The organism is Plantactinospora endophytica (genome assembly GCF_016862915.1).
Lineage (GTDB): Bacteria > Actinomycetota > Actinomycetes > Mycobacteriales > Micromonosporaceae > Plantactinospora > Plantactinospora endophytica.
On record NZ_BONW01000044.1, the window covers coordinates 51,040 to 70,930 of the forward strand.

A 19,891-nucleotide genomic window follows, 5' to 3' on the forward strand; every position below is an offset into this window, starting at 1 on the left:
CTATCGCAGCAGCTGGGCTGCCGAGCTCCGACCAGCCCGGTGGTGCTTCGGCGCAGTGGGTGTCTGCGGTCGGGACTGTCGAGCTGCCCCGTCTGTGCCTCCACCGGACGCGCCGGATGTCGGACGCCCTGGTCAAAGGCGCAGCCGCCACAGACCCAGCCGGTCCGGAGCGGTCCGGCAGACCAGGGCGGTCGACCCGGCCCGGCAGTCCACCACGCCGGCCGGCAGGGCGCCGATGATCCGCAGTTCCGCACCGTCGGCCACGGCCAGCAGCGACCGGCCGCCGTACGCCTCCGGGCGGATCAGGATGTCCGGGGACCAGACGATCGAGTTCCATCCGTACGGCCGGGCCCGGCTCCACTGCTCCGCACCGGTAACCGGGTCCAGGGCGACCACCCGCGACTCGCCGTCGAGGCAGGCCATGCCGGCACAGTCCCGTACCACCTCGCCGGTCCCGGCACCCGGACGGGTCCAGCGCAGGCTCAGTCCGGGCAGGTCGTAGCCGCTGATCGTCGGCTCCTGCCCGACGGGGTGCCGCAGCACCAGCCGGTCGCCGACCACCCGGGGATTGCTCTGCGCGTAGTCCGCCGGCGGCAGTTCCCCCGTGCCGACCAGCGCGCCGGTGGCGAGGTCGTGCAGCTCGGCCGTGACGTTGTCGTTCACCACCAGCACCCGGTCCGGTACGCCGGGCACCGGCTGCACGACCGCGGTCGACGACAGCGGCAGCCGCCACCGCACCTCTCCGGTGGCCAGGTCCACCGCCTCGACCGCGCCCTCCAGCCGGCGACCGGCGCCGGAGACGCTGCGCACCTCGGAGACCCCGAGCCCCACCTCGCTGCCGGCGACCCGGATCACCCGGCCGGGCCGGCTCCACCGGATCTCACCGGTACGGGCCGAGCGGGCGGCGGTCACCGTACGCCGGCCGACCGAGTCCACCTCGGCGACCAGCAGGAGGTCACCGACCCGCTCCGCGTGGTGCCGACCGGCGATGGTGACCGGTACCGTCCAGCGCCGCTCCCCGCTCGGCAGGTCGTACGCGGTGAGGGTGCTCGACCGGCCGACCAGCGCGGCGGAGACGAGCAACACGTCGTCGGCGACGAAGTAGGTGCTCTCGGCCGGTACGTCGAGAGATCCCGTCGGCCGCAGTGCACCGCCGGGCGGGGCGGCGGCGGTGAGCCCGAAGAGCACCAGCAGGCCGGAGAACAGTCCCGCCAGCCAGCGCACCGAGACCCGGCGGGAGCCGGGCGAAGGTGGCGTCTCGGCGTCCGGCAGGCCGCGCTCCACGCCAAGGTCGATGAGCACCGTCATTCCGGCTCTCCACCTGATCTTCCGATCCGACGCGACGCTGACGGGCGCCGGCCAGCCGAGCGTAGCCGGGTTCAGCTCGACGGCAACCGGCGCACACGCCCGCCCACCTGCTATGCGGTCTCCTCCACCAGCCCATGCTGGCGGCGGTACGCCTGAAGCGCCACATCCCATGCCTCGGTGTACTCCGACGGCCCCATCTGGAGGTCACCGTGGCCTTTGACCGCGTACTCCAGCAGGGTGATCAGATCCGGCACGGCCTGGTTCCGCTCCTGCACAAACTCGCCGAAGACCTTGGCGAACCGCTCACCGGTGAGCCGGGCCGCGTGGGACGTCACCGGATCCTTGTCGAGGCTCTCCAGCACGTCACGCCACCGCCTGGTCATCTCGTCGGCCTGCTCGGTCCGCAGCATCCCGAGTTCGTGTTCGCACTCCAGCCTGATCCGCTCCTCCCAGTAGGGACGGAGGCGCTCGCGTACCCGGGGGTCAGGGGTGACCCAGACGTGCACGCTGAACCGGGGTGTCGGGCCGTCGGCGCCCCGGGGCCAGCGCTGGCCACCGAGGTCGGCGTTCAGCGCCCGCTGCAGTTCGTGTGAACGGTGCGGGGCGAAGGTTCGGGCGATGGTGGCGGTCCGCTCCCGGACGAGTACGTTCGCCCAATGGCTGTGCTGGTGCACCCGGTACCGCAGCTCGTCGTAGGTGATCCGGTTCGCGGTCCAGCTGAAGACGGCCCGGATCAGGAAGTCGAAGGCGTCGCCCATCGCCGGCACCACGATCGGCTCTGGCGTCTCCCAGCGCAGTGTCACCACCTCGGGCGGTGGGGGTACCGGTGGCACCGACGGCGGAGGCGGCAGCGGCGGCCCGAACAGACGCCGCCACCAACCGACCTCGGGTTGCGACTCTGAACCGGCCGGCGGTGGCGTCGGCGGCCGACCGGCGGGGAATCCAGGTGTGACAGGGGGAAGTGACATGTCAGCCCTCGATCGTCAGACGGGAGACCCGGAAGAGCAGTTCGTTCCGGGGCATGATGGGACGCCACACGTGCCGCACCTGGTGGTCGAGACGGCGCCGCAGTGGCCGGTCGGTGATGGTCAGGCGGAGCAGTTCCAGGCAGCTGTCGGCGACTTCGGGCCGGCCATCAGCGCGGTTGAGCCAGTAGCCGAGGGTCCGCCAGGACCGGTACGCGGTTTCCGGCAGGGAGAGAGCGACGGCCCAGAGCGCACCCACGTCGGACATCCGCAGCGTTCCGGACCGGACCAGTTCCAGCAGCTCCGGCCAGTGCGCCTGAGGTGGCTCCGCCCAACGTTCGGCGAGGACCCGCAGTGCCCGCGCGGCGTGCAACCGCACCTCCCTGTCGGCCGACCCGGCCCATCGGACCAACGCCGGCACCACCAGATCGGCCGAGCCGGCCTGGTAGATCTCCACCAATGCCCGGACCACGGAGTTGTTCCGGCGCTGCAACCGGGCCCGGGCCACCTTGCCCAGTTGGTCGATCGCGGCTTCGGGCCAGAGCCAGCCGAGGCCGAGCGCGTACGCCCGAGCGACGGTGTCACGTTGGTAGGCGCTGCCGTCCTTTGCCCAGTTGTCCAGTTCGATGCGGATCCGACGCTGCAGTTGGGGCTGCAACGCCGTCGCGACCAGGGCGATCCCGGCGGCCTGCCGTACGCCCGGTCGCCGTTCTCCGGCAAGTTCGCGAATCAACCCGATGGCGGCGCCGGCATCACGTCCGGCGGCCCAGCCGATGGCCCCGGCGGCGGCCTGCCGAGACCCTGGTGCCGCCGTCCGCACCAGATCGGCAAACCAGTTCAGTAGCCGCTCGGGGACGGCCCATTCGCGCCACGCGACATCCAGCATGTTGGCCGGCAGTTGGGCGGACTCCGGCCGGAATCGCAAACTCCGGGCGCCGGGGCGCAGGTCCGGATTCTCCAGCACCGTCGCCTGGCGCAGCGGCGGTCCGAGCAGCAGTTCGAGATCAGGCTGCCGAAGCGTCGATCCCATCCCCGGTTCTTCCGATCCGGGGCCGCCGAGCAGCCGCTCGGCGGCGGCGCCGATCTCGGCAAGGGGTTGTCCGGCGAGCACGGCACAGGAGAGCCGGAAGGCGCGTAGATAGTCGGCTCCGCCGAGTTCCGTCAGCGTGGCGTCCGACCCGGCTGGCTCGAGGATCTCCTGAGCGCGCTGCCGTAGTTGTTCCGGCAACTGACGCCCCAGCAGTTGGGCGAGCGCCGTACCCCTGGGGATACTCTGCGCGATCGCGTCGACCAGCCGGACGACCTCGGCTGGCCGGGGCGAACCGGCCAGGTACGCCCGCAGCGTCGACTGGGTGAGACATTCCCTTGAGATGTAGTCGGATCGGCAGCCGCCGTCGCAACCCGGGCAGCCGGCCAGGCAGCGCCCCCGCAACCGATGCGCAAGCTGCCGACGAAACACCTCCGACGCCTCGGCGGCCTGGTGTTCCACCAGTTCACCGGCGAGATCCTGGCTCTGCCGGGCGAAGTCGCCGATCAGGATCAGGCTGGATCCGAGAGTCTCCATCCTGGCGGCGAGGCCGATCCTGGTGAAACCGTCCACCGGAAGCTGACCAGGGTCGAGCCTCAGCAGATATCCGAATCCACCCCGGAGCAGCCGGTCCCGGCGGATGAGTTCGCCGAGCTGACCGGCGGAGAGCACGGCGACCCGGTCCCCGGCGTGCCGCCGGGCCAAGGCGAGACAGGCGGCGGTGTACCGGCCGGTGCCGGGCCGACCGTCGAGGCAGACCAGATGCTTGCGCTTGAGGAGCAGGTCGAGCCGGTCGTCGGTGGGTGCCGGGGCGTAGCCGCCGTCCATGTCGCGTACGGCCGCCGCCGACAGCACCTGACACCAGATGGTGCTCTCCGTATCGGAGACGGTGATGTTGTTGATCGACCCGATCGCGGTCGCCCCGTGTCCGGTGGCGTTCTGGCCGTCGACCCGCACGTCGCGGACGCCGATCTCCGCTCCCGTCAGGCCGAGCGAGCTGAGCCGGGCGAGTACGTCGCTGGCGGTAGCAAACTCCTCCTCGTCCTCCTCGTCCTCCCCATCCGGGTCTTCCTGGCCGGCCAGGTCGGGAGCATGCTCGGCAGCGGCTTCCGGAGCCTCTTCCCCGACCATCGGCGACGGCGCCTCGCCACCGATGCCGGCACCGGCAGCGAACGGCTGGTCGGGCCGTGGATCCGGATCCGGGACCGACGGTACGGGTGCCGGCCCGATCTGTGGCTCACTCATCGCGCCCGGCCCTCGCCGCCGAAGTTCGCATCTTCACCGATCGACCCGATCGCCATCGCGCCGTGTCCGACAGCGTTCTGGCCGACGACCCGGATCCCGCCGACGTTGATCGCCCCTGCGGGGTCGGCGCCACCGGCGGTCGTACCTGGCAATGCGGGGCCGTCCTCGCTGGATGTGCCGGGTTCCGGCTGGCCGGGCCCGGGTGTCGGCTCGGCGAGGAGCATCTCCGTCGGAACCGCCGACAGGTCCTCGTCCACGACGCAGATCCAGGCGGACTCGCGGAAGTCCTTGTCCGGAAGGTGCACCTCGATTCGCCGAAACCGCTCGGGCCGGAGTTCTTCCGGGTACTCGCTGACCACCTCCCGGTAGATGCCGGAGGAGACGATCAGGGCCACTCCGGCGTCCGGAAACAGGGTCAGCGCCTTCTTCAGTTGACGCGCGTCGCAGAGCCGGCAGACCTCGATCACCGCCGTACCCGGGAAGCCGTTGGCACCGTCGAGGTGGACCAGCCCCTGGTGCAGGGCCACCCGGAGCCGGACCCTCGCCTCCGGCAGCCGGCTGCTGTTGTAGTGCCGCAACCGCCGGTTGAGGTCCGGCACCAGCCGACCGATCACCTGCGGTTCCCTGGCGTCGGCCGGCAGGATCGCCAACTCGCCGTCGCCCGCCTGCTGGGTCTTCCACGAGATCCGGTCCAGACCCACGGCCGTGGCCGCCTCGTGGAGCAACTGTTGAAACGCCTGCTGTGCCTCGTACTGCCGTACATTTCCACGTCTGCTGTACCGCTCCATGTCCACCGAGATGAGCAGCCGTCGCTCCGGGTGGTTCATGCCTGATCCATCCTTTCCGCAGCCGAACGCCCGTCCGGGAGACGGGCGCCGAGGGCACATCAAAGCGGTATCGAGCCATCGAGACTCCGTAGAAGTACGGGTTCTGCCACTACTGCCCGGACACAGTCGGGAAGGCGGCTTTCCCTCCTGGCGAGGGATGCGACGGCAGATCGTCGGTTCTGCTGGGGGAATGGCCCCACTCTGGACAGCACACCTCGCCGACCTGCTCGCCGCAGCGGGCGGACCGCCTCTCGTCGTGCTGGCGGCTCTGTTGCTCGAAGCCCTTCTCCGAGAAGGCGCCCGCCGATATAGATCGCGCAGGGCATCTGTCCGGCTACGCTTCGACGACGTCCGGCCCCATCTCCCAGGAGTCGCCGTGCCGCCTCGACCTGACCTCCCGCCCACAGCCGACTGGCCGCACGGGACGTTGCTGTCCAGACTCGACCCGGACGCCCGTGCGGAACTGCTCGGGCTCGGCGTCCGGCGACGGGTCGCGGCCGGGCAGATCCTGCTGCACGAGGGGGCGGAGGGATCGCATCTGGTGCTGCTGCGGCAGGGTCTGACCAAGGTGACGGCAAGCCATCCCGACGGGCGGAGCACGCTGCTCGCCATCCGGTTCCGCGGCGACCTGGTCGGCGAGATGTCCGCGCTGAACGGACGGCCACGGTCGGCAACGGTCACCACCTGCGGCCCAGCAGTGGTGAACATCATCCAGTTGCACCAGTTCAAACCGTTCCTGCGCAACCATCCGGAGGCGGCTTTCGAGATGACGGCGATGGTGGCGGACCGGCTCCGCTGGTCCAACCAGCGACGGATCGAGTTCACCTCATATCCGGCCCGGGTCCGGGTCGCTCGGATCATTGCCGAACTGGCCCGCAGCCATGGACGCCGTACGCCGGACGGGATCGTCATCGACATCCACCTGACCCAGCCGGAACTCGCCACCGCCTGCGGCGCCGCCGACACCACGATCGAGAAGACGCTGCGCCAACTACGCGCCGACGGAGTCGTGGATACCGACTACCGGCGGATCACCATCCGGGACCTGGGCCAGTTGTGGGAAATCTGCCGCTTCGACCCGATCGACGGCCGCTAGCCTAGGGGCGATGTCGTAAGCGCCGTCATGGTTGATGTTCGGAGCCGTTAGGTGCGGTGAACCAGCCCGCTTCGGCGTCGATGCTGTGCGAGGCGACCGGCAGGAACCGGTTCGGTGGACGCGTGCGTCGACGCGCCCGGGGAGGTGTGCGTCGTCGGGCTTGGCATGACGTTCCGCAGAGTCACGTACGACACGCGCCGCTAGCGTCCCGCCACGTCCGGCCGGTCGGCGGTTCCGCCGGTCGACTGCTGCCCCGGTAGCCGGGTCGCCGCCGACGGCTGGCCAGCCGAGCGTAGCCCGTCGACCGGTACACCCGGCTCCGGCCGCAGTCGGCGGATCTGCCAGATCGCCAGGCCCACCAGCAGTACGCCGACAGCGGCCCAGACCCCGGCGGCGAACGCGGTCGAGCGCTGCTCGGACAGGATCCCGAGGCCGGGACGGGCGACCGCGATCCCGACCCCGGCCAGACTGGTGACCACGCCGAACACGAGGGCGCGGACCCGGCGCGGGGTGGCGTCGTTGGTCAGCACCTCCAGCACCGTCATGCCCAGCGCGTAGCCGAATCCCATCACCGGCAGGAACAGGAACGGGCCGAGCCACTCCGCCTGGCTGACCGCGACCAGGGTGGCGAGGACGAGCAGGAACGACACCGTCAGCGCAGGCCGGCGACGCCGCACCGGGACGTACCCGGCCAGCAGGCCGCCCAACACCGAGGCGGCCGCGAACGCGGCGTACATCCCACCGGTGAGCTGCGCGGAGAGGCCCAGTTCCAGGGCCAGCGGCTGGAACAGGATCCGCGCGCTCCAGCCGAAGAGCAGCAGCAGCACGCCCAGCCACACGGCCTGGCGCAGCCGGACGTCGGTGATTGCGGCCCGGATGTCGGCGACCACGGAGGAGAGTGTCGTGCGCACCCGCGATCCGGCAATCTCCGGCAGGGTGAGGGCGAGCAGGAAGGCCAGGGCGGCCAGCCCGGCGGTCACCGCGAACGGCAGCCGTGGGTCCGCCTGGTAGAGATAGCCGGCGGCCAGCAGCGAGAGCAGTACGGAGCCGCTGCCCACCGCCCGGATCAGCCCGAAGGCCCTGGTCGGGTTGATCTCCAACTCGTCCTGGAGGCAGAGTTCGTAGAGGTAGGCGCTGGCCGCCCCGGAGGTGAGCGCCCAGAGCACGGCCCAGAGCACCCAGGCGGCGAAGAGCATCTGCACGGTACGGATCTGCGTGATCGCCACGAACGTCAGCACCGCCCCGCCGGCCAGCATCAGGTACGCCCGCCGCCGCCCGACCCGGTCCGCCAGCACTCCCACCGGAAACTCGCAGGCCACCGAGACGATCCGGAACACCCCGTCGGCGAGTACCGCGGTGGTCAGTGGAAAGCCGAGGTCCAGCAGGTAGATCAGCCAGACCGGGAACCAGAACTGCACCTCCAGCAGGAACTGGGTGACCGCGAAGGTGCGGATCGCCCGGCTGCGCAGTACCTGCCTCATCCGACCGGCCCGGGTTGCGCGCAAGTCGGTCCGGCGGCGTGCGCTCGGCAGCGACTCACGTGCTGCGGTCCCGCCGGAAGAAGAGGTAGACGATGACCAGCAGCGCGGAGACCACTCCGGAGGTGACCAGGATGGCGTCCGCCGGCTGTGAGGCGACCCAGGCCACCAGGGAGGACCGACCGAGGTCGTAGACGGCCATCTCCGGGTCGGTGGCGATCGACCGGCCGAACTCGGTGACCGCGAGGGCGGTACCCAGGATCGAGGTCATCGCGATGCCCAGCAGGATCAGGTCGGTGAACATCGCCGACCGGGCCGTACGCCGGGCGGCCAGCTCGGCCAGCCGCCGGCCGCAGAGTTCGACCTTGAACATGACCGGCTGCTCCAGCAGCTTCTCGTAGTCCCAGAAGTCGAGGATGGCGTCCATCTCGACCCGTACCGCCCGCTTCAGGTACTTCGACAGGTCCTGGCGCTCCATGATGATCAGCTCGGCCCGCTGGCTCAACCGGGTCAGGTGTCCCCTGAGCTGCTCCAACTCCCAGCGCGAGCCGGCGGCGGCCGAGTCGGCGAGGATCTTCGACAGCCGGGCGTCGACCCGTTCCAGCACACCGTAGAAGACCTGGGCGTAGCGCAGCGCCTCCCACTGGTCGCGGAACGGGTCGCCGGGCAGCATCCGGCCGCCCGCGCCGGCCCGGTCCAGGAACAGGTAGTTCAGCCAGCGGACCAGGTGGTCGGCCTCACCGTCGAGCAGCCGGTCGGCCGGCGGGCGGTGGTCCCCGCTGATCACGACGTCCTTGAGCCAGTGCCGGGTCATCATCTCGGCTCCGGGCGCGGACGGGTCGACCACCAGGCTGCGGGTGACCCAGAGCGTCTCGCCGTACTCCGCCGTCACCGGATCGTCTGCCGGGGTGGCCGCGCGGAGCACCTCCTCGTCCCGGTCCGCCTCGCGCAGCAGGGCGAGTACCGGATCCAGGTACCGCCGGACCACCTCCCGGGCCGCCTCCTCGCCCAGTTCCACCGCCCGGGCCTGCAACCCGTCGAGCCGAACCGGCAGCTCGTCGGCCGGGCCGGCCAGCCACGGGTCCACCTCCGCCAGCAGTTCCAGCAGCATCAGCCCGTGGTCGTAGAGCCGGAAGCTGATCTCGACGATCCCGGCCCAGAGCAGGTCGGCGGAGCACTCGGCCAGGTGTTCGGGGCGCAACGTGCCGGTCAGCACGTGCAGGGTCCGCTCCGCCGCGTGTTCGCTGATGGTCCGGTAGAGGTTCAGGGAGCTGCGCGGCCGGGTGTGCTTCAGCACCACCACCGGCGGCGTCCCGGCGGGTGCCGGCGAGGTGGCGGCCAGCGGTGCCGGCCCGGCGACGTCCGCCGGGACCGGCGGCACGAGCCGGGGCAGCAGTTCGTCCAGCGCCGGTTGCCGCTCGGCCCAGAACCGCGCGTGCGCCTCGGGGTCCCGCAGTGCCGCTCCGGGTACGGCGTAGAAGTCGACCACCACCGGGGTGAGGATCCGTAGCTGGGTCATCGGCCCTCCGTTCCCAGCCGCAGCGCCCGGGCGTCGACGTGCAGTACCCGCCCCTGTGCCGGCCCGTTCGTCAGTTTCACCTCGACCAGGATCCGTGCCGGGCTCGGGCCGGCCCGGTCGACGAACTCCGCCGGCCAGTCGAGCACCTGCGCCCGGGTGCCCTGCGGGGCCAGCAGCACCAGCCGGCCCCGGTCGTCGAGCAGTTCCACCAGCCCGCTCGGGCCGACCGGGTCCAGGGTGACCTCCCGGTGCGCGGACGGATGGAGTTCGGCGACGATCTCCGCGTACTCCTCCGTCTGGCGGAGCTGGGCGAGCACCCGGTTGAACTCCCGCATCACCGGGGCCGCCTCGGCGCTGTCCGCCATCATGAAGTACAGCCCCTCGGCGGAGTGCACCAGCGGGTCGTCGCCCTGGAGGTGGCCGAAGTCCGCGACGTCTCCGGCGAAGGCGGGATCGGCCAGCGCCGCCTGGCCGGAGAGCAACCCCTCGGCGAGTACGTCGATCCGCCCTTCGGCGAGCGCCCGGAAACCGTCCAGCGTGGACGGGAACTCCACGAACCCGGTGACGGCGGACTCCAACTCGTCCCAGTAGTCGTACCCGGTGATCCCGCCGACCCGGAGCGCGCGCAGGTCGGCGGCGGAGGTGATCTTCGGCTGGCCGGCCCGGCGGTCGTAGAAGAGCACGTACTCGAAGTCGACGAGGGGATCCGACAGCAGCAGGTCGGCCCGGCGCGACTCGCTGCCCACCAGCGGGAACGCTCCGACGGTGACGCCGGAACGGACCTGTTCCTCGGCCAGCGACCAGGAGGTGTACCTGATCTCGGGCCGGTACCCGGACCGGTTCAGCACCTCGACCACCAGTTCGGTGACCGGGCCGCCGTCCGGCAGCTCCCGGCCCACGAACGGCGCCCAGTCGCCACTGGAGACCAGTACCGGCCGGGACGGGGAGGTGGGTGACGGGCGGAGTCCGACCACGACGAACACCCCGGCACCGACCACCAGCACGAGCAGGGCGAACACCGGGCCCCAGATCCGGAGCGGCTTGAGCAGTGCGGACAACCTGATGGGGTTCGGCGTCACGTTCGATCTTCCTATCCGGACAGTGACGTCCCGGCTGCCACGGCACGGCGTACCCCGGGACGTTCTCCGCGAGACCGTAGGGTACAAGATCCGCGAAACCGGACGGACCCGCTGCGCCGGTAAAGCGCGCGGTCCACGTCGGAACGACGACGGCCGCCGCGCCTGTGCGCGACGGCCGCCACCTATCCTCCGAACGGGATCCCCCGCGTCAGGCGCCCCGGAGCACCGCACCGAACCGGCGGGCCGCCTCGGCCACCGCCGCGTCCCGGGCCGCCACCGCCTCCTCGCCGGTCAACGTCCGGTCCGGCGCCCGGAACACCAGCTTGTACGCCAGCGACCGGCGTCCCCGACCCAACTGCTCCGCCTCGTACACGTCGAAGAGCCGGATCGACTCCAGCAGTTCACCGGCGCCCTCGGCCAGCGCCCGGCGCACCTCGTCGGCCGGCACGTCGGCGTCCAGCACCAGCGCCACGTCGATCAGCGCGGGCGGGTACCCGGAGATCTGCGGCGCCGGCACCACCGGGGCGGGCGGCAACGCGTCCAGGTCGAGTTCGAGGGCACTGGTCCGGGCCGGCAGGTCCAGCGCGGCCAGCGCCGCCGGATGCAGTTCACCGGCGTGCCCGACCAGTACGTCGTCGACCCGGAACTCGGCACACCTGCCGGGGTGCCAGGGCGCGTACGCCGTCTGCCGGACCACGATCCGGTCACCCGCGATCCCGGCGGCGGCCAGCACCATCCGGCCCGCCTCCACCGCGTCCGCCCAGCCGGCCGGGCGACCGGCGCCCCACCAGCCGGCCGGCTCGACCTCGCCGCTGAGTACGGCGGCGACCCGCCACGGCTGGTCCGGGAGTACGGCGTCGGCGGCCCGGAACTCCTCGTCGCTCGGCCGGTGGTCGACACCCATCGCGGGCGGCGCCCCGGTGTGCGGTCGGGGCAGGAAGACCATGCCGATCTCGTAGAGCGCCACGTCCCGGTGGCCTCGGCCGAGGTTGCGACGCAGCGTGCCGAGCAGGGTGCCGAGCAGCATCGTCCGCATCAGCGGCTCGGTGTCGGCGAGCGGGTTGGCCAGCCGCACCGCGTTCCGGCGCGGGTCGTCGGCGGGCAGACCGAGCCGGTCGAACAGCTCCGGGGCGACGAACGGCGGGGAGAGCGCCTCGACGTAGCCGTTCTCGGCCAGCGTCCGGCTCACCGAGCGGCGCCGCCGCTGCTCCGGGGTCAGCCCCCGGCCGGGCGGCGCGACCGGCAGCACCGACGGCACCTTGTCGTAGCCGTCCAGCCGGATCACCTCCTCGACCAGGTCCGCCGGGTCGGTGAGGTCCGGCCGCCAGCTCGGCGGGGTCACCACCAGGGTGTCCGGGCCGCTCGCGTGCCGCCCCCCGTGCCCGTTGCCGGTCGCGGTACGCCCGTCGCCGATCGCCACCGCGCAGCCGACCCGCTCCAGCAGCGCGATCGTCCGCTCCGGCTCGTACGCCACCCCGGCGCGTCGAGCCGGCAGGTCCGCCTCGATCACGATCCGCTGGGCGGGGCGGACGTGGTCGATGTCCAGCACCTCGGCGCCGGCCGTGCCACCGCCGTACGTGGTGAGCAGCTCGACCGCCCGCTCCAGGGCGACCAGCGGCAGGGCCGGGTCGACGCCCCGCTCCCAGCGCTTGGCTGCCTCGCTGAACAGCCGGTGCCGGCGGGCCGTCCGGCCGACCACCACCGGGTCCCAGTGCGCCGCCTCGAAGAGCACGTCGGTGGTGCTGTCGGCGACCTCGCTGGTCTCGCCGCCCATCACGGCGGCAAGCGAGATCGGCACCCCGCCGTTCGACGCTCCACCGTTCGGCACTCCGCCGTCCCCGGCAGTCCCGCCGTTCCCGCTCGCCCCGCCGGGCAGGCCGGCGTCGCAGATCACCAGGTCCTCGGGGTCGAGGGCCCGGTCGACGCCGTCCAGCGTGGTCAGCCGCTCCCCGGGCACCGCCCGGCGGACCACCAGCTCGCCCCGGAGCGCGGCCAGGTCGAAGGCGTGCATCGGCTGGCCCAGCTCGACCATCAGGTAGTTGGTGATGTCGACCGGCAGCGAGATGGTCCGGATGCCGGCGTGGGTGAGCCGCTGCCGCATCCACTTCGGCGACTCGGCGGCCGGGTCGATCCCCCGTACCACCCGGGCGGCGAACCGGTCGCAGCCGACGGTGTCCAGCACCCGGACCGGGTACGCCGGCTCCGCCGTCGCTCCCGTGGCGGGCGCCAGCCCCGGGTCGCGGAACGGCACTTCGAAGGCGTGCGACAGCTCCCGGGCCAGGCCGCGTACGGAGAGCGCGTACCCCCGGTCCGGGGTAATCTCGACCTCGACGATCACGTCGTCGAGCCCGACCAACGGCCGCGCGTCGTCGCCGGGCTTGGCCGGCACGTCCTCGGGCAGCACCAGGATGCCGTCGTGGTCGTCGCCGATGCCCAGCTCCCGGACCGAACAGATCATCCCGTTCGAGTTCCGCCCGTACGTCTTCCGGGCGCCGATGGCGAACCCGCCGGGCAGTACGCCACCGGGCAGGATCACCACCACCCGGTCACCGACGACAAAGTTCGTCGCCCCGCAGACGATCTCCTGCGGCTCGCCGCTGCCGTTCGCGGCGCCGACGTCGACCCGGCAGAACCGAATCGGCTTCTTGAACCCGGTCAACTCCTCGATTTCGAGCACCTCGCCGACCACCAGCGAACCGGTGACGGTCGTCCGCAGGTCCACGATGGACTCGACCTCGATGCCGAGGTTGACCAGGGCCTGGTCCAACTCCTCGGGGCTCAGCTCGGCCGGCAGGTCGACGTACTCGCGCAGCCAGGAAAGAGGGATTCGCATGACTCAGACCACCGCATCCGTTCCGTCGTCCACCAGGATGTCGTCCATCAGGATGTCGTCCGTCAGGATCACGTCGTTCGCCATCCCGCTCACACCTCGACCCCGAACGCGCGGGTGAACCGCACGTCGCCCTCGGCCATGTCCCGCATGTCGCCGATGCCGTGCCGGAACATCAGCGTCCGCTCGATGCCCATCCCGAAGGCGAAGCCGGAGTAGACGTCCGGGTCGATGCCGCAGGCGCGCAGCACCCGGGGGTTGACCATGCCGCAGCCGCCCCACTCGACCCAGCGCGGGCCGTCCCGGTGCTGGGCGAACCAGACGTCGAACTCGCCGGACGGCTCGGTGAACGGGAAGTAGTGCGGGCGCCACCGGGTCCGTGCCTCGGCGCCGAACATTGCCTTGGCCAGGTGGTCCAGGGTGCCGCGCAGATGCGCCATGGTGATCCCCTCGTCCACCACCAGGCCCTCGACCTGGTGGAAGACCGGGCTGTGCGTGGCGTCCAGCTCGTCGGTCCGGTAGACCCGGCCGGGGCAGACGACGTAGATCGGCGGCTTGCGGGCCAGCATCGTCCGGGCCTGCACCGGCGAGGTGTGCGTACGCAGCACCATTCCCGGCACGTCCAGGTAGAAGGTGTCCATGGTGCCCCGGGCCGGATGGTCCGGCGGGATGTTCAGCGCGTCGAAGTTGGTCCACTCCAACTCGATCTCCGGACCCTCGGCGATCTCGTAACCCATCCCGACGAAGAGGTCGCCGATCCGCTCCGCGAGGGTGCTGATCGGGTGCCGGGCGCCGCGCGGGCGCCGGTCGTAGGGCAGGGTGACGTCCACCCGCTCCTCGGCGAGGATCCGCTCGGCCTGCGCCGCCTGCACCACGGCCAGCCGCTCGGCGTGGGCGGACTCGATCGACCGCCGGGCCTCGTTCACCCGCTTGCCGGCGTCGGACTTCGCGGCCGGCGGCAGGGCGCCGATCTCCCGCCGGGCCAGCGAGACCGGTGCCCGGTCGCCGAGGTGCTGCCGGCGCAGTTCGGCCAGGCCGTCGGGGTCGGTGGCGGCCTCGAACGCGGCCGTCGCGTCGGCGACCGCCGCCGCCAGCGCCGCCGGGTCGAGCAGGGCGACCTGTTTCGGGTCGTACGGGTCGTTGCGATACGTCATGACGTGCAGTCGCTCCCTCTGCGTCGCGGGCGGGATCCCGCTGCCTCCGCGTCGAATGTCCCACCGCGCCGCGCGGGATGCCCTCCCCACCACGCCGGACGCCCGGGTCGGTCCGCTCCACGGCGGTACGGCGACCCGGCGTACGGTCGGTGCACCGGGCAGGACCGGCGACGCCGTGCACAGGTCAGTGGGCGGCCCTCACGGGCGGCCACCAGAGTCTACGGACGCGCGGCTGGGCCGCAGCCCGCCGGTCGGAGGTGCGCAGGGAGGATCTGGAGTCAGCCCTGCCGCCCGCCGAGCGCGGCGGGCCGGCTAAACGAGTGGCGTCGCGGGTCGCGGACACCCCACTCATCGGACTCGGTCATCAGGTCGACAACTCCCTGGTCGGTTCTGCTGCCCCGGGCTCCATTATGCGCCCTCGGGCGCGGAACGGGCGGCCCCGGGTCGCAGGGCTCTGGCCGAAGCGTACAGGCAGACGGCGGCGGCAGCAGCCAGGTTGAGGCTCTCGGCCCGGCCGTGCAGCGGCACGCGTACCCGGGCGTCGGCGGCGTCGGCCAACTCCGCCGGCAGGCCGTGCGCCTCGGAGCCGAACAGCCAGGCGGTCGGCCGGGCCAGGCCACCGGCATCGGTCAACTCGTCCAGGTCGGTCTCGCCGTAGCCGGAGGCGGCCAGCACGGTCAGTCCGGCCGCGCGCAGTTCGGCCAGCACGGCGATCGGGTCGGCGGCCCGGACCACGTCGAGGTGGAAGAGGCTGCCGGCTGACGAGCGCACGCACTTGCCGTTGTACGGGTCGACCGCGTCCCCGGCGAAGACCACCGCACCCGCCCCGGCCGCGTCGGCGGTACGGAGCACGGTGCCGGCGTTGCCCGGATCACGGATCTCGGCCAGCACGGCGACGAGCCGGGGGCGCCTGGCCAGCGCCTCGCCGATCGACACGTCCACCTGGGCGCAGACGGCGACGATGCCCTGCGGGGCGACGGTCTCGGCCAGCGCCGCCAGCCCCTCCTCGGTCACCCCGGAGACCGGCACTCCCGCCCGGCTGGCGGCGTCGGCCAGCTCGGCGTACCGGTCGAGCCCGGCCGGGGTGCCGAACAGCTCGACCAGCACGCCCGGTGCGGCCAGCGCCTCCCGGACGGCCTGCGGGCCCTCGGCCAGAAACCGGCCGGTGGTGTCGCGTTCGCGGCGCCGGTGCAGCCGCCGCGCCGCGACGATCCTCGGGGTACGCGGAGTGAACAGCGGCTGCTCCGCCGCCCGGACATGGTCGAGGCGTCCCACCTGCGGGTTGACCGGCATGCGGGACGCCTCGATCGGGTGTCGCGGAATCAGGCGGCCTGAGCCGACGCGCCACCGGTGCCCTCGGCCGCCACGGCGGCGCGGGCGACCTCGACGATGGCCGCGAAGGCCGTCGGGTCGTTGACGGCGAGGTCGGCCAGGATCTTGCGGTCCACCTCGACGCCGGCCAGCTTCAGGCCCTGGATGAGCCGGTTGTAGGTCATCCCGTTGGCGCGGGCTGCCGCGTTGATCCGGGTGATCCAGAGCTGCCGGAAGTCGCCCTTGCGGTCGCGCCGGTCCCGGTAGGCGTACTGCATCGAGTGCAGCACCTGCTCCTTGGCCTTGCGGTAGAGCCGGGACCGCTGGCCACGGTAGCCGCTGGCGGTCTCCAGCAGCGTACGGCGCTTCTTCTGGGCGTTCACTGACCGCTTGACGCGTGCCATCTCAACTACTCCTTCAGGTCAAGGGGCGCGCGTCAGCGGGCCAGCAACTTCTTGATTCGCTTGAAATCGGCCTTGGCCACCTCGACGGTGCCGGTGAGCCGGCGAGTCCGGGTGGAGGACTTCTTCTCCAGGTTGTGGCGGAGGCCGGCCTGCTGGGCAACGATCTTGCCCTTGCCGGTCACCTTGACCCGCTTGCCCATCCCGGTGTGGCTCTTCATCTTCGGCATCTTGGTGCGTCTCTCCCCTGTTACTCGCCGGTGGTTCCGGCGGGTCCGGCCGGGCCGGGCGCTGCCTCGGCGACCGGCGATGCCTCGGCGACACCGGCCTCCCGCTCACGCGGCGAGCCAGCCCGGGCAGCCGTGGCGGCGGCCTTGGTGGCCCGGTGCGGAGCCAGGACCATGATCATGTTACGGCCGTCCTGCTTGGGAGCGGCCTCGACGTACCCCAGTTCCGAGATCTCGGATTCGAGTCGGCGCAGGAGCCGGTAGCCCAGCTCCGGTCGACTCTGCTCGCGACCGCGGAACATGATCGTCACCTTGACCTTGTCGCCCGCCTTGAGGAACCGCACCACGTGACCCTTCTTGGTCTCGTAGTCGTGCGGGTCGATCTTCGGCCGGAGCTTCATTTCCTTGATGACGGTCTGTTGCTGGTTACGCCTGGCTTCGCGCGCCTTGAGTGCGGACTCGTACTTGTATTTTCCGAAGTCCATGAGCTTGCACACCGGCGGGCGCGCCATCGGCGCAACCTCGACCAGGTCCAGGTCGACGTCCGCGGCCAGCTGCAGAGCGCGCTCCAGTGGGACGATGCCCACCTGCTCGCCCTCAGGGCCGACCAGTCGGACCTCACGTGCCCGGATCTGCTCGTTCACGCGTGGCTCGACGCTGATGGGGCCTCCTCGTGGTGATCCTCACCGGCCGCGCGTCAGCGGTGGCCGGTCCTGTTGTCTTCGACCCAAAGCAGAAGGCCCCGGCACATGCCAGGGCCCGCTCGACCGGTCGTGGCGATCGACGATCGCACCCGAATCGGCAAAGCCGAACCGGTGACCGGACCCGGCCACCGGAGATGGCGACGCGGGTGGGAGCAGGCGCTCCGCTTCTTGACTGCCTGTGGATAGACCCAGACAGTGGTCGACTGGTAAAGACTAGCAGGTCAGCCCGCAGGATGCCAAAACGGGCACGCCGGGGACGGCGGGCCGCCGAGGGACGGTTTTACTCCGCCGGTCCCGCCGGGGCGGCCAACGACGCCGACGGGGCTTCCTGTCCCGGGCCGGGCTCGTGTGGCAGGTGGGCCGCCTGGTGCGCGGCGTGCAGGGCGCGCAGTCCGCGTACCCCGTCGACCGCCAGCTCGCGGTCCACCGCCTGCAACGCCAGCACCGACACCAGCTCGTCGTCGTGCAGCTCCAGGCTGGCCCAGGCCGAGCCCCGGTCGAACCGTACCGCCCGGACCACGTCCCAGGGCAGGTCGTAGCTGCCGAAGACGTTGCGCACCCGGACCCCACGGGCGTCCGCCTCCACCCGGGGCCGGGTGAAGAGCAGCACCACGAAGCCGCCCAGCACGCCCAGCCCCACCATGGCGAGCTGGTCGCCGCGCTGGAAGGTGGCCGCACCCGAGCCGGTCGAGCCGCGCAACCCGATGCTCAGCAGGGCGAACATGACCACCAGCGCGGGAGCCAGGATCCAGCAGACCAGCCGGATGCGTCGCGGACGCACGCTGACGGTGCCGGGATCACGGGCGACGGCGGAATCGGTCACGCCGCCCAGTCTGCCATCCGACACCCGGCCGACCACCGCCAGCCCGGCGCACCGGCCCGAAGATCGGCCGCCCGGCACAGTGAGCCTGCACCGGCGGAGGTCCGGGACGCAGTTGACGCAGCCCGATGCCGATCGCCCGAGTCCCGTCCCGACCGACAGCGGCGGCGGGGCGGTTCAGGTGGCAGGCGGGGCAGTTTAGGTGGCGGCCGGGGTGCCCCGGGCGGCCCGGCCGGAGACCACCACCGCGAGCAGGGTCAGCACCGCGCCGACCAGTACCGCCAGGCTCGCGCCCGGTCCCCCGGGCCGCAGGTCGAGCAGGAGCGCCCCACCCAACTGCCCGGCGACCAGGGCCAGGCCGGTCCGGAGCAGCCCCATCGACCGGATCCCGACCAGCAGTGCCACGGTGATGCTGACGCCGAGCGGGCCGCCGACGTACAGGTACCACTCGTCGGGCCAGTCGACGGCGCCGAGTTGGGCTACTGCGCCGGTCACCGCCGCCACCGGCAGCATCGCCGCGCTGCTCACCGCGAAGTTGACCGCCGTGGCGGCGGCCGGGTTGGCGGTCGTGGAGATCCGGCCGTTCAGCGCACCCTGCACGGCGACCAGCACCCCGCAGACGACACCGAGGAGTACCAGCCCCACCGCCAGGTCGCCGACCGGCCGGCCGAACTGGGCCAGCGCCACCGCCGCGATCCCGAGCAGCGCCCCGGCCACCCGGGACCGGGTCAGCCCCATCCGGCCGGCCGGAGCCAGCCGGGTCCGGTCGACCACGAGTCCGCCGCCACTGTTGCCGGCCACCTGGGCGATCGTGTAGACCGCGACCCCGAGTACCGGGACGATGTACGTCGCCGCGACGATGAAGAACGCCCCGCACAGTCCACCGAGGTACGTCCACCACGGCAGCCGGGTCCGGCGCAGCACCCCCAGCGCGGTACGCATCGACGGCAGCGCGACCAGACCGAGCAGCACCAGCGCCACTCCCCCGGCGTTGTTGACCAGCGCCCCGATGATCGGATGCCCGGCCCGCTCGCCCATCTCGGCGTTGGCCAGGCTCTGCGCCGCCGACCCGACTCCGGCCAGCACGGTCAGGCCGATCGCGGCCCAGCCGGGCAGTACCTTCACCGGGATACCCGGCACCCGTCCCACAGCGACACTCCGTCCAGTCGCACCGTCCGGTCGGGTCGCCGTTCGACCCGCCCCTCGCACAGCGCCGGTCCAGCTTCACAGCCGGCGGGTACGGCTGGCAGTGATCGTGACCAGGATCGCTCCGGCCCGGCCGGGCGCCGTTCGGCGATCACAGCCGATACCTGCGCGATCACAGCCGAGAACTGCGCAATCACAGCCGAGCCTGCGCGATCGCGGCCGTCGGCGGGCGGACGTCGGCGGGCCGGTCACCTGGACCTGGGAGCATTCCGGCGGCGACGGTGGACACCGGCACCGGCGGTCGCTGGTCCGGGGACGACAATCGTCGGGTGGCGAAACGTAGGACCCGCCGGGCGGGCGGCGACGAGTCCGGCCGGCCCTGCCCGTGCGGCGCCGGACCGGCGTACGAGGAGTGCTGCGGCGCACTGCACCAGGGGCGTACGGTCGCGGCGACCGCCGAGGCGCTGATGCGCTCCCGGTTCACCGCGTACGCCGTCGGCGACCCCGGGTACCTGCTGCGGACCTGGCACTCCCGCACCCGCCCGGCGCGGCTGGCGCTCGACCCGGCGGACCGGTGGACCCGGCTCGACATCCTCGACACCGAGCGGGGCGGGCTGTTCGACACCGCCGGCATCGTGGAGTTCCGGGCCCACTACCGTCACTCGGGCCGCCCGGGCGAGCTGCACGAACGCAGCCGGTTCGGTCGCGAGGACGGCCAGTGGCGCTATCTCGACGCGGGATGAGTCCGTCGGTA

The 19,891-nt window shown here is 72.1% G+C and carries 17 protein-coding genes; 2 read left to right on the top strand and 15 right to left on the bottom strand.

Annotated elements, in window-relative coordinates; all coding sequences use genetic code 11:
- Window positions 1–132 precede the first annotated feature (132 nt).
- The 4 genes from Pen02_RS36445 to Pen02_RS36460 all read right to left on the bottom strand — a co-directional run bounded on the left by Pen02_RS36445 (window position 133) and on the right by Pen02_RS36460 (window position 5,372).
- Window positions 133–1,308 carry an outer membrane protein assembly factor BamB family protein gene (locus Pen02_RS36445; RefSeq protein WP_203870753.1) on the bottom strand — a complete coding sequence of 392 codons (1,176 nt, stop codon included), beginning with the start codon at window positions 1,306–1,308 and terminating at the stop codon, window positions 133–135.
- A 110-nt stretch (window positions 1,309–1,418) separates the two neighbouring features.
- Complete coding sequence (locus tag Pen02_RS36450; RefSeq protein WP_239141873.1) at window positions 1,419–2,111, bottom strand: hypothetical protein; 693 nt, start codon at window positions 2,109–2,111, stop codon at window positions 1,419–1,421.
- Between the two features lie 166 nt (window positions 2,112–2,277).
- Entirely contained in the window at window positions 2,278–4,545 is a 2,268-nt protein-coding gene (locus Pen02_RS36455) for an ATP-binding protein (protein WP_203870754.1), read from the bottom strand.
- Window positions 4,542–5,372, bottom strand: coding sequence for a hypothetical protein (locus Pen02_RS36460; protein WP_203870755.1), 831 nt, complete (start codon window positions 5,370–5,372; stop codon window positions 4,542–4,544). Before Pen02_RS36460 ends, Pen02_RS36455 begins: the two co-directional genes overlap by 4 nt.
- A gap of 376 nt (window positions 5,373–5,748) precedes the next feature.
- Here Pen02_RS36460 and Pen02_RS36465 point away from each other — a divergent pair, with 376 nt between their 5' ends.
- Complete coding sequence (locus tag Pen02_RS36465) at window positions 5,749–6,468, top strand: Crp/Fnr family transcriptional regulator (RefSeq protein ID WP_239141875.1); 720 nt, start codon at window positions 5,749–5,751, stop codon at window positions 6,466–6,468.
- Between the two features lie 200 nt (window positions 6,469–6,668).
- On the opposite strand, the gene Pen02_RS36470 is transcribed toward Pen02_RS36465, so the two are convergent.
- From Pen02_RS36470 to Pen02_RS36520, 11 genes are all read right to left on the bottom strand, one after another.
- Window positions 6,669–7,949 (bottom strand): MFS transporter, encoded by a 1,281-nt coding sequence (locus Pen02_RS36470; protein WP_203870757.1) that lies wholly within the window; start codon window positions 7,947–7,949, stop codon window positions 6,669–6,671.
- Between the two features lie 55 nt (window positions 7,950–8,004).
- Window positions 8,005–9,465, bottom strand: a complete 1,461-nt coding sequence (locus Pen02_RS36475) for a hypothetical protein (protein ID WP_203870758.1) — start codon at window positions 9,463–9,465, stop codon at window positions 8,005–8,007.
- Window positions 9,462–10,544: a substrate-binding periplasmic protein gene (locus Pen02_RS36480; RefSeq protein ID WP_203870759.1), complete on the bottom strand. Its 1,083-nt coding sequence runs from the start codon at window positions 10,542–10,544 to the stop codon at window positions 9,462–9,464. Before Pen02_RS36480 ends, Pen02_RS36475 begins: the two co-directional genes overlap by 4 nt.
- A 208-nt stretch (window positions 10,545–10,752) precedes the next feature.
- Window positions 10,753–13,377, bottom strand: coding sequence for a phenylalanine--tRNA ligase subunit beta (locus Pen02_RS36485; RefSeq protein ID WP_203870760.1), 2,625 nt, complete (start codon window positions 13,375–13,377; stop codon window positions 10,753–10,755).
- 89 nt (window positions 13,378–13,466) lie between these two features.
- Window positions 13,467–14,528: a phenylalanine--tRNA ligase subunit alpha gene (gene pheS / locus Pen02_RS36490; protein ID WP_203870761.1), complete on the bottom strand. Its 1,062-nt coding sequence runs from the start codon at window positions 14,526–14,528 to the stop codon at window positions 13,467–13,469.
- A 408-nt stretch (window positions 14,529–14,936) separates the two neighbouring features.
- Entirely contained in the window at window positions 14,937–15,821 is an 885-nt protein-coding gene (locus Pen02_RS36495) for a TrmH family RNA methyltransferase (protein ID WP_203870762.1), read from the bottom strand.
- A gap of 29 nt (window positions 15,822–15,850) precedes the next feature.
- Window positions 15,851–16,243: a 50S ribosomal protein L20 gene (rplT, locus tag Pen02_RS36500; RefSeq protein WP_101366673.1), complete on the bottom strand. Its 393-nt coding sequence runs from the start codon at window positions 16,241–16,243 to the stop codon at window positions 15,851–15,853.
- 32 nt (window positions 16,244–16,275) lie between these two features.
- Entirely contained in the window at window positions 16,276–16,470 is a 195-nt protein-coding gene (rpmI, locus tag Pen02_RS36505) for a 50S ribosomal protein L35 (protein ID WP_101366674.1), read from the bottom strand.
- 20 nt (window positions 16,471–16,490) lie between these two features.
- The gene (gene infC, locus Pen02_RS36510) at window positions 16,491–17,111 is read right to left on the bottom strand and encodes a translation initiation factor IF-3 (RefSeq protein ID WP_203870763.1); all 621 of its coding nucleotides are present in this window, start codon (window positions 17,109–17,111) and stop codon (window positions 16,491–16,493) included.
- Between the two features lie 340 nt (window positions 17,112–17,451).
- Window positions 17,452–17,994: a PH domain-containing protein gene (locus Pen02_RS36515; RefSeq protein ID WP_239141877.1), complete on the bottom strand. Its 543-nt coding sequence runs from the start codon at window positions 17,992–17,994 to the stop codon at window positions 17,452–17,454.
- Between the two features lie 195 nt (window positions 17,995–18,189).
- Window positions 18,190–19,140, bottom strand: coding sequence for a DMT family transporter (locus Pen02_RS36520; protein ID WP_239141879.1), 951 nt, complete (start codon window positions 19,138–19,140; stop codon window positions 18,190–18,192).
- Window positions 19,141–19,466: 326 nt separating this feature from the next.
- On the opposite strand from Pen02_RS36520, the gene Pen02_RS36525 reads away from it, so the two are divergent.
- Window positions 19,467–19,880, top strand: a complete 414-nt coding sequence (locus Pen02_RS36525) for a YchJ family protein (RefSeq protein WP_239141880.1) — start codon at window positions 19,467–19,469, stop codon at window positions 19,878–19,880.
- The last annotated feature ends 11 nt before the right edge of the window (window positions 19,881–19,891 follow it).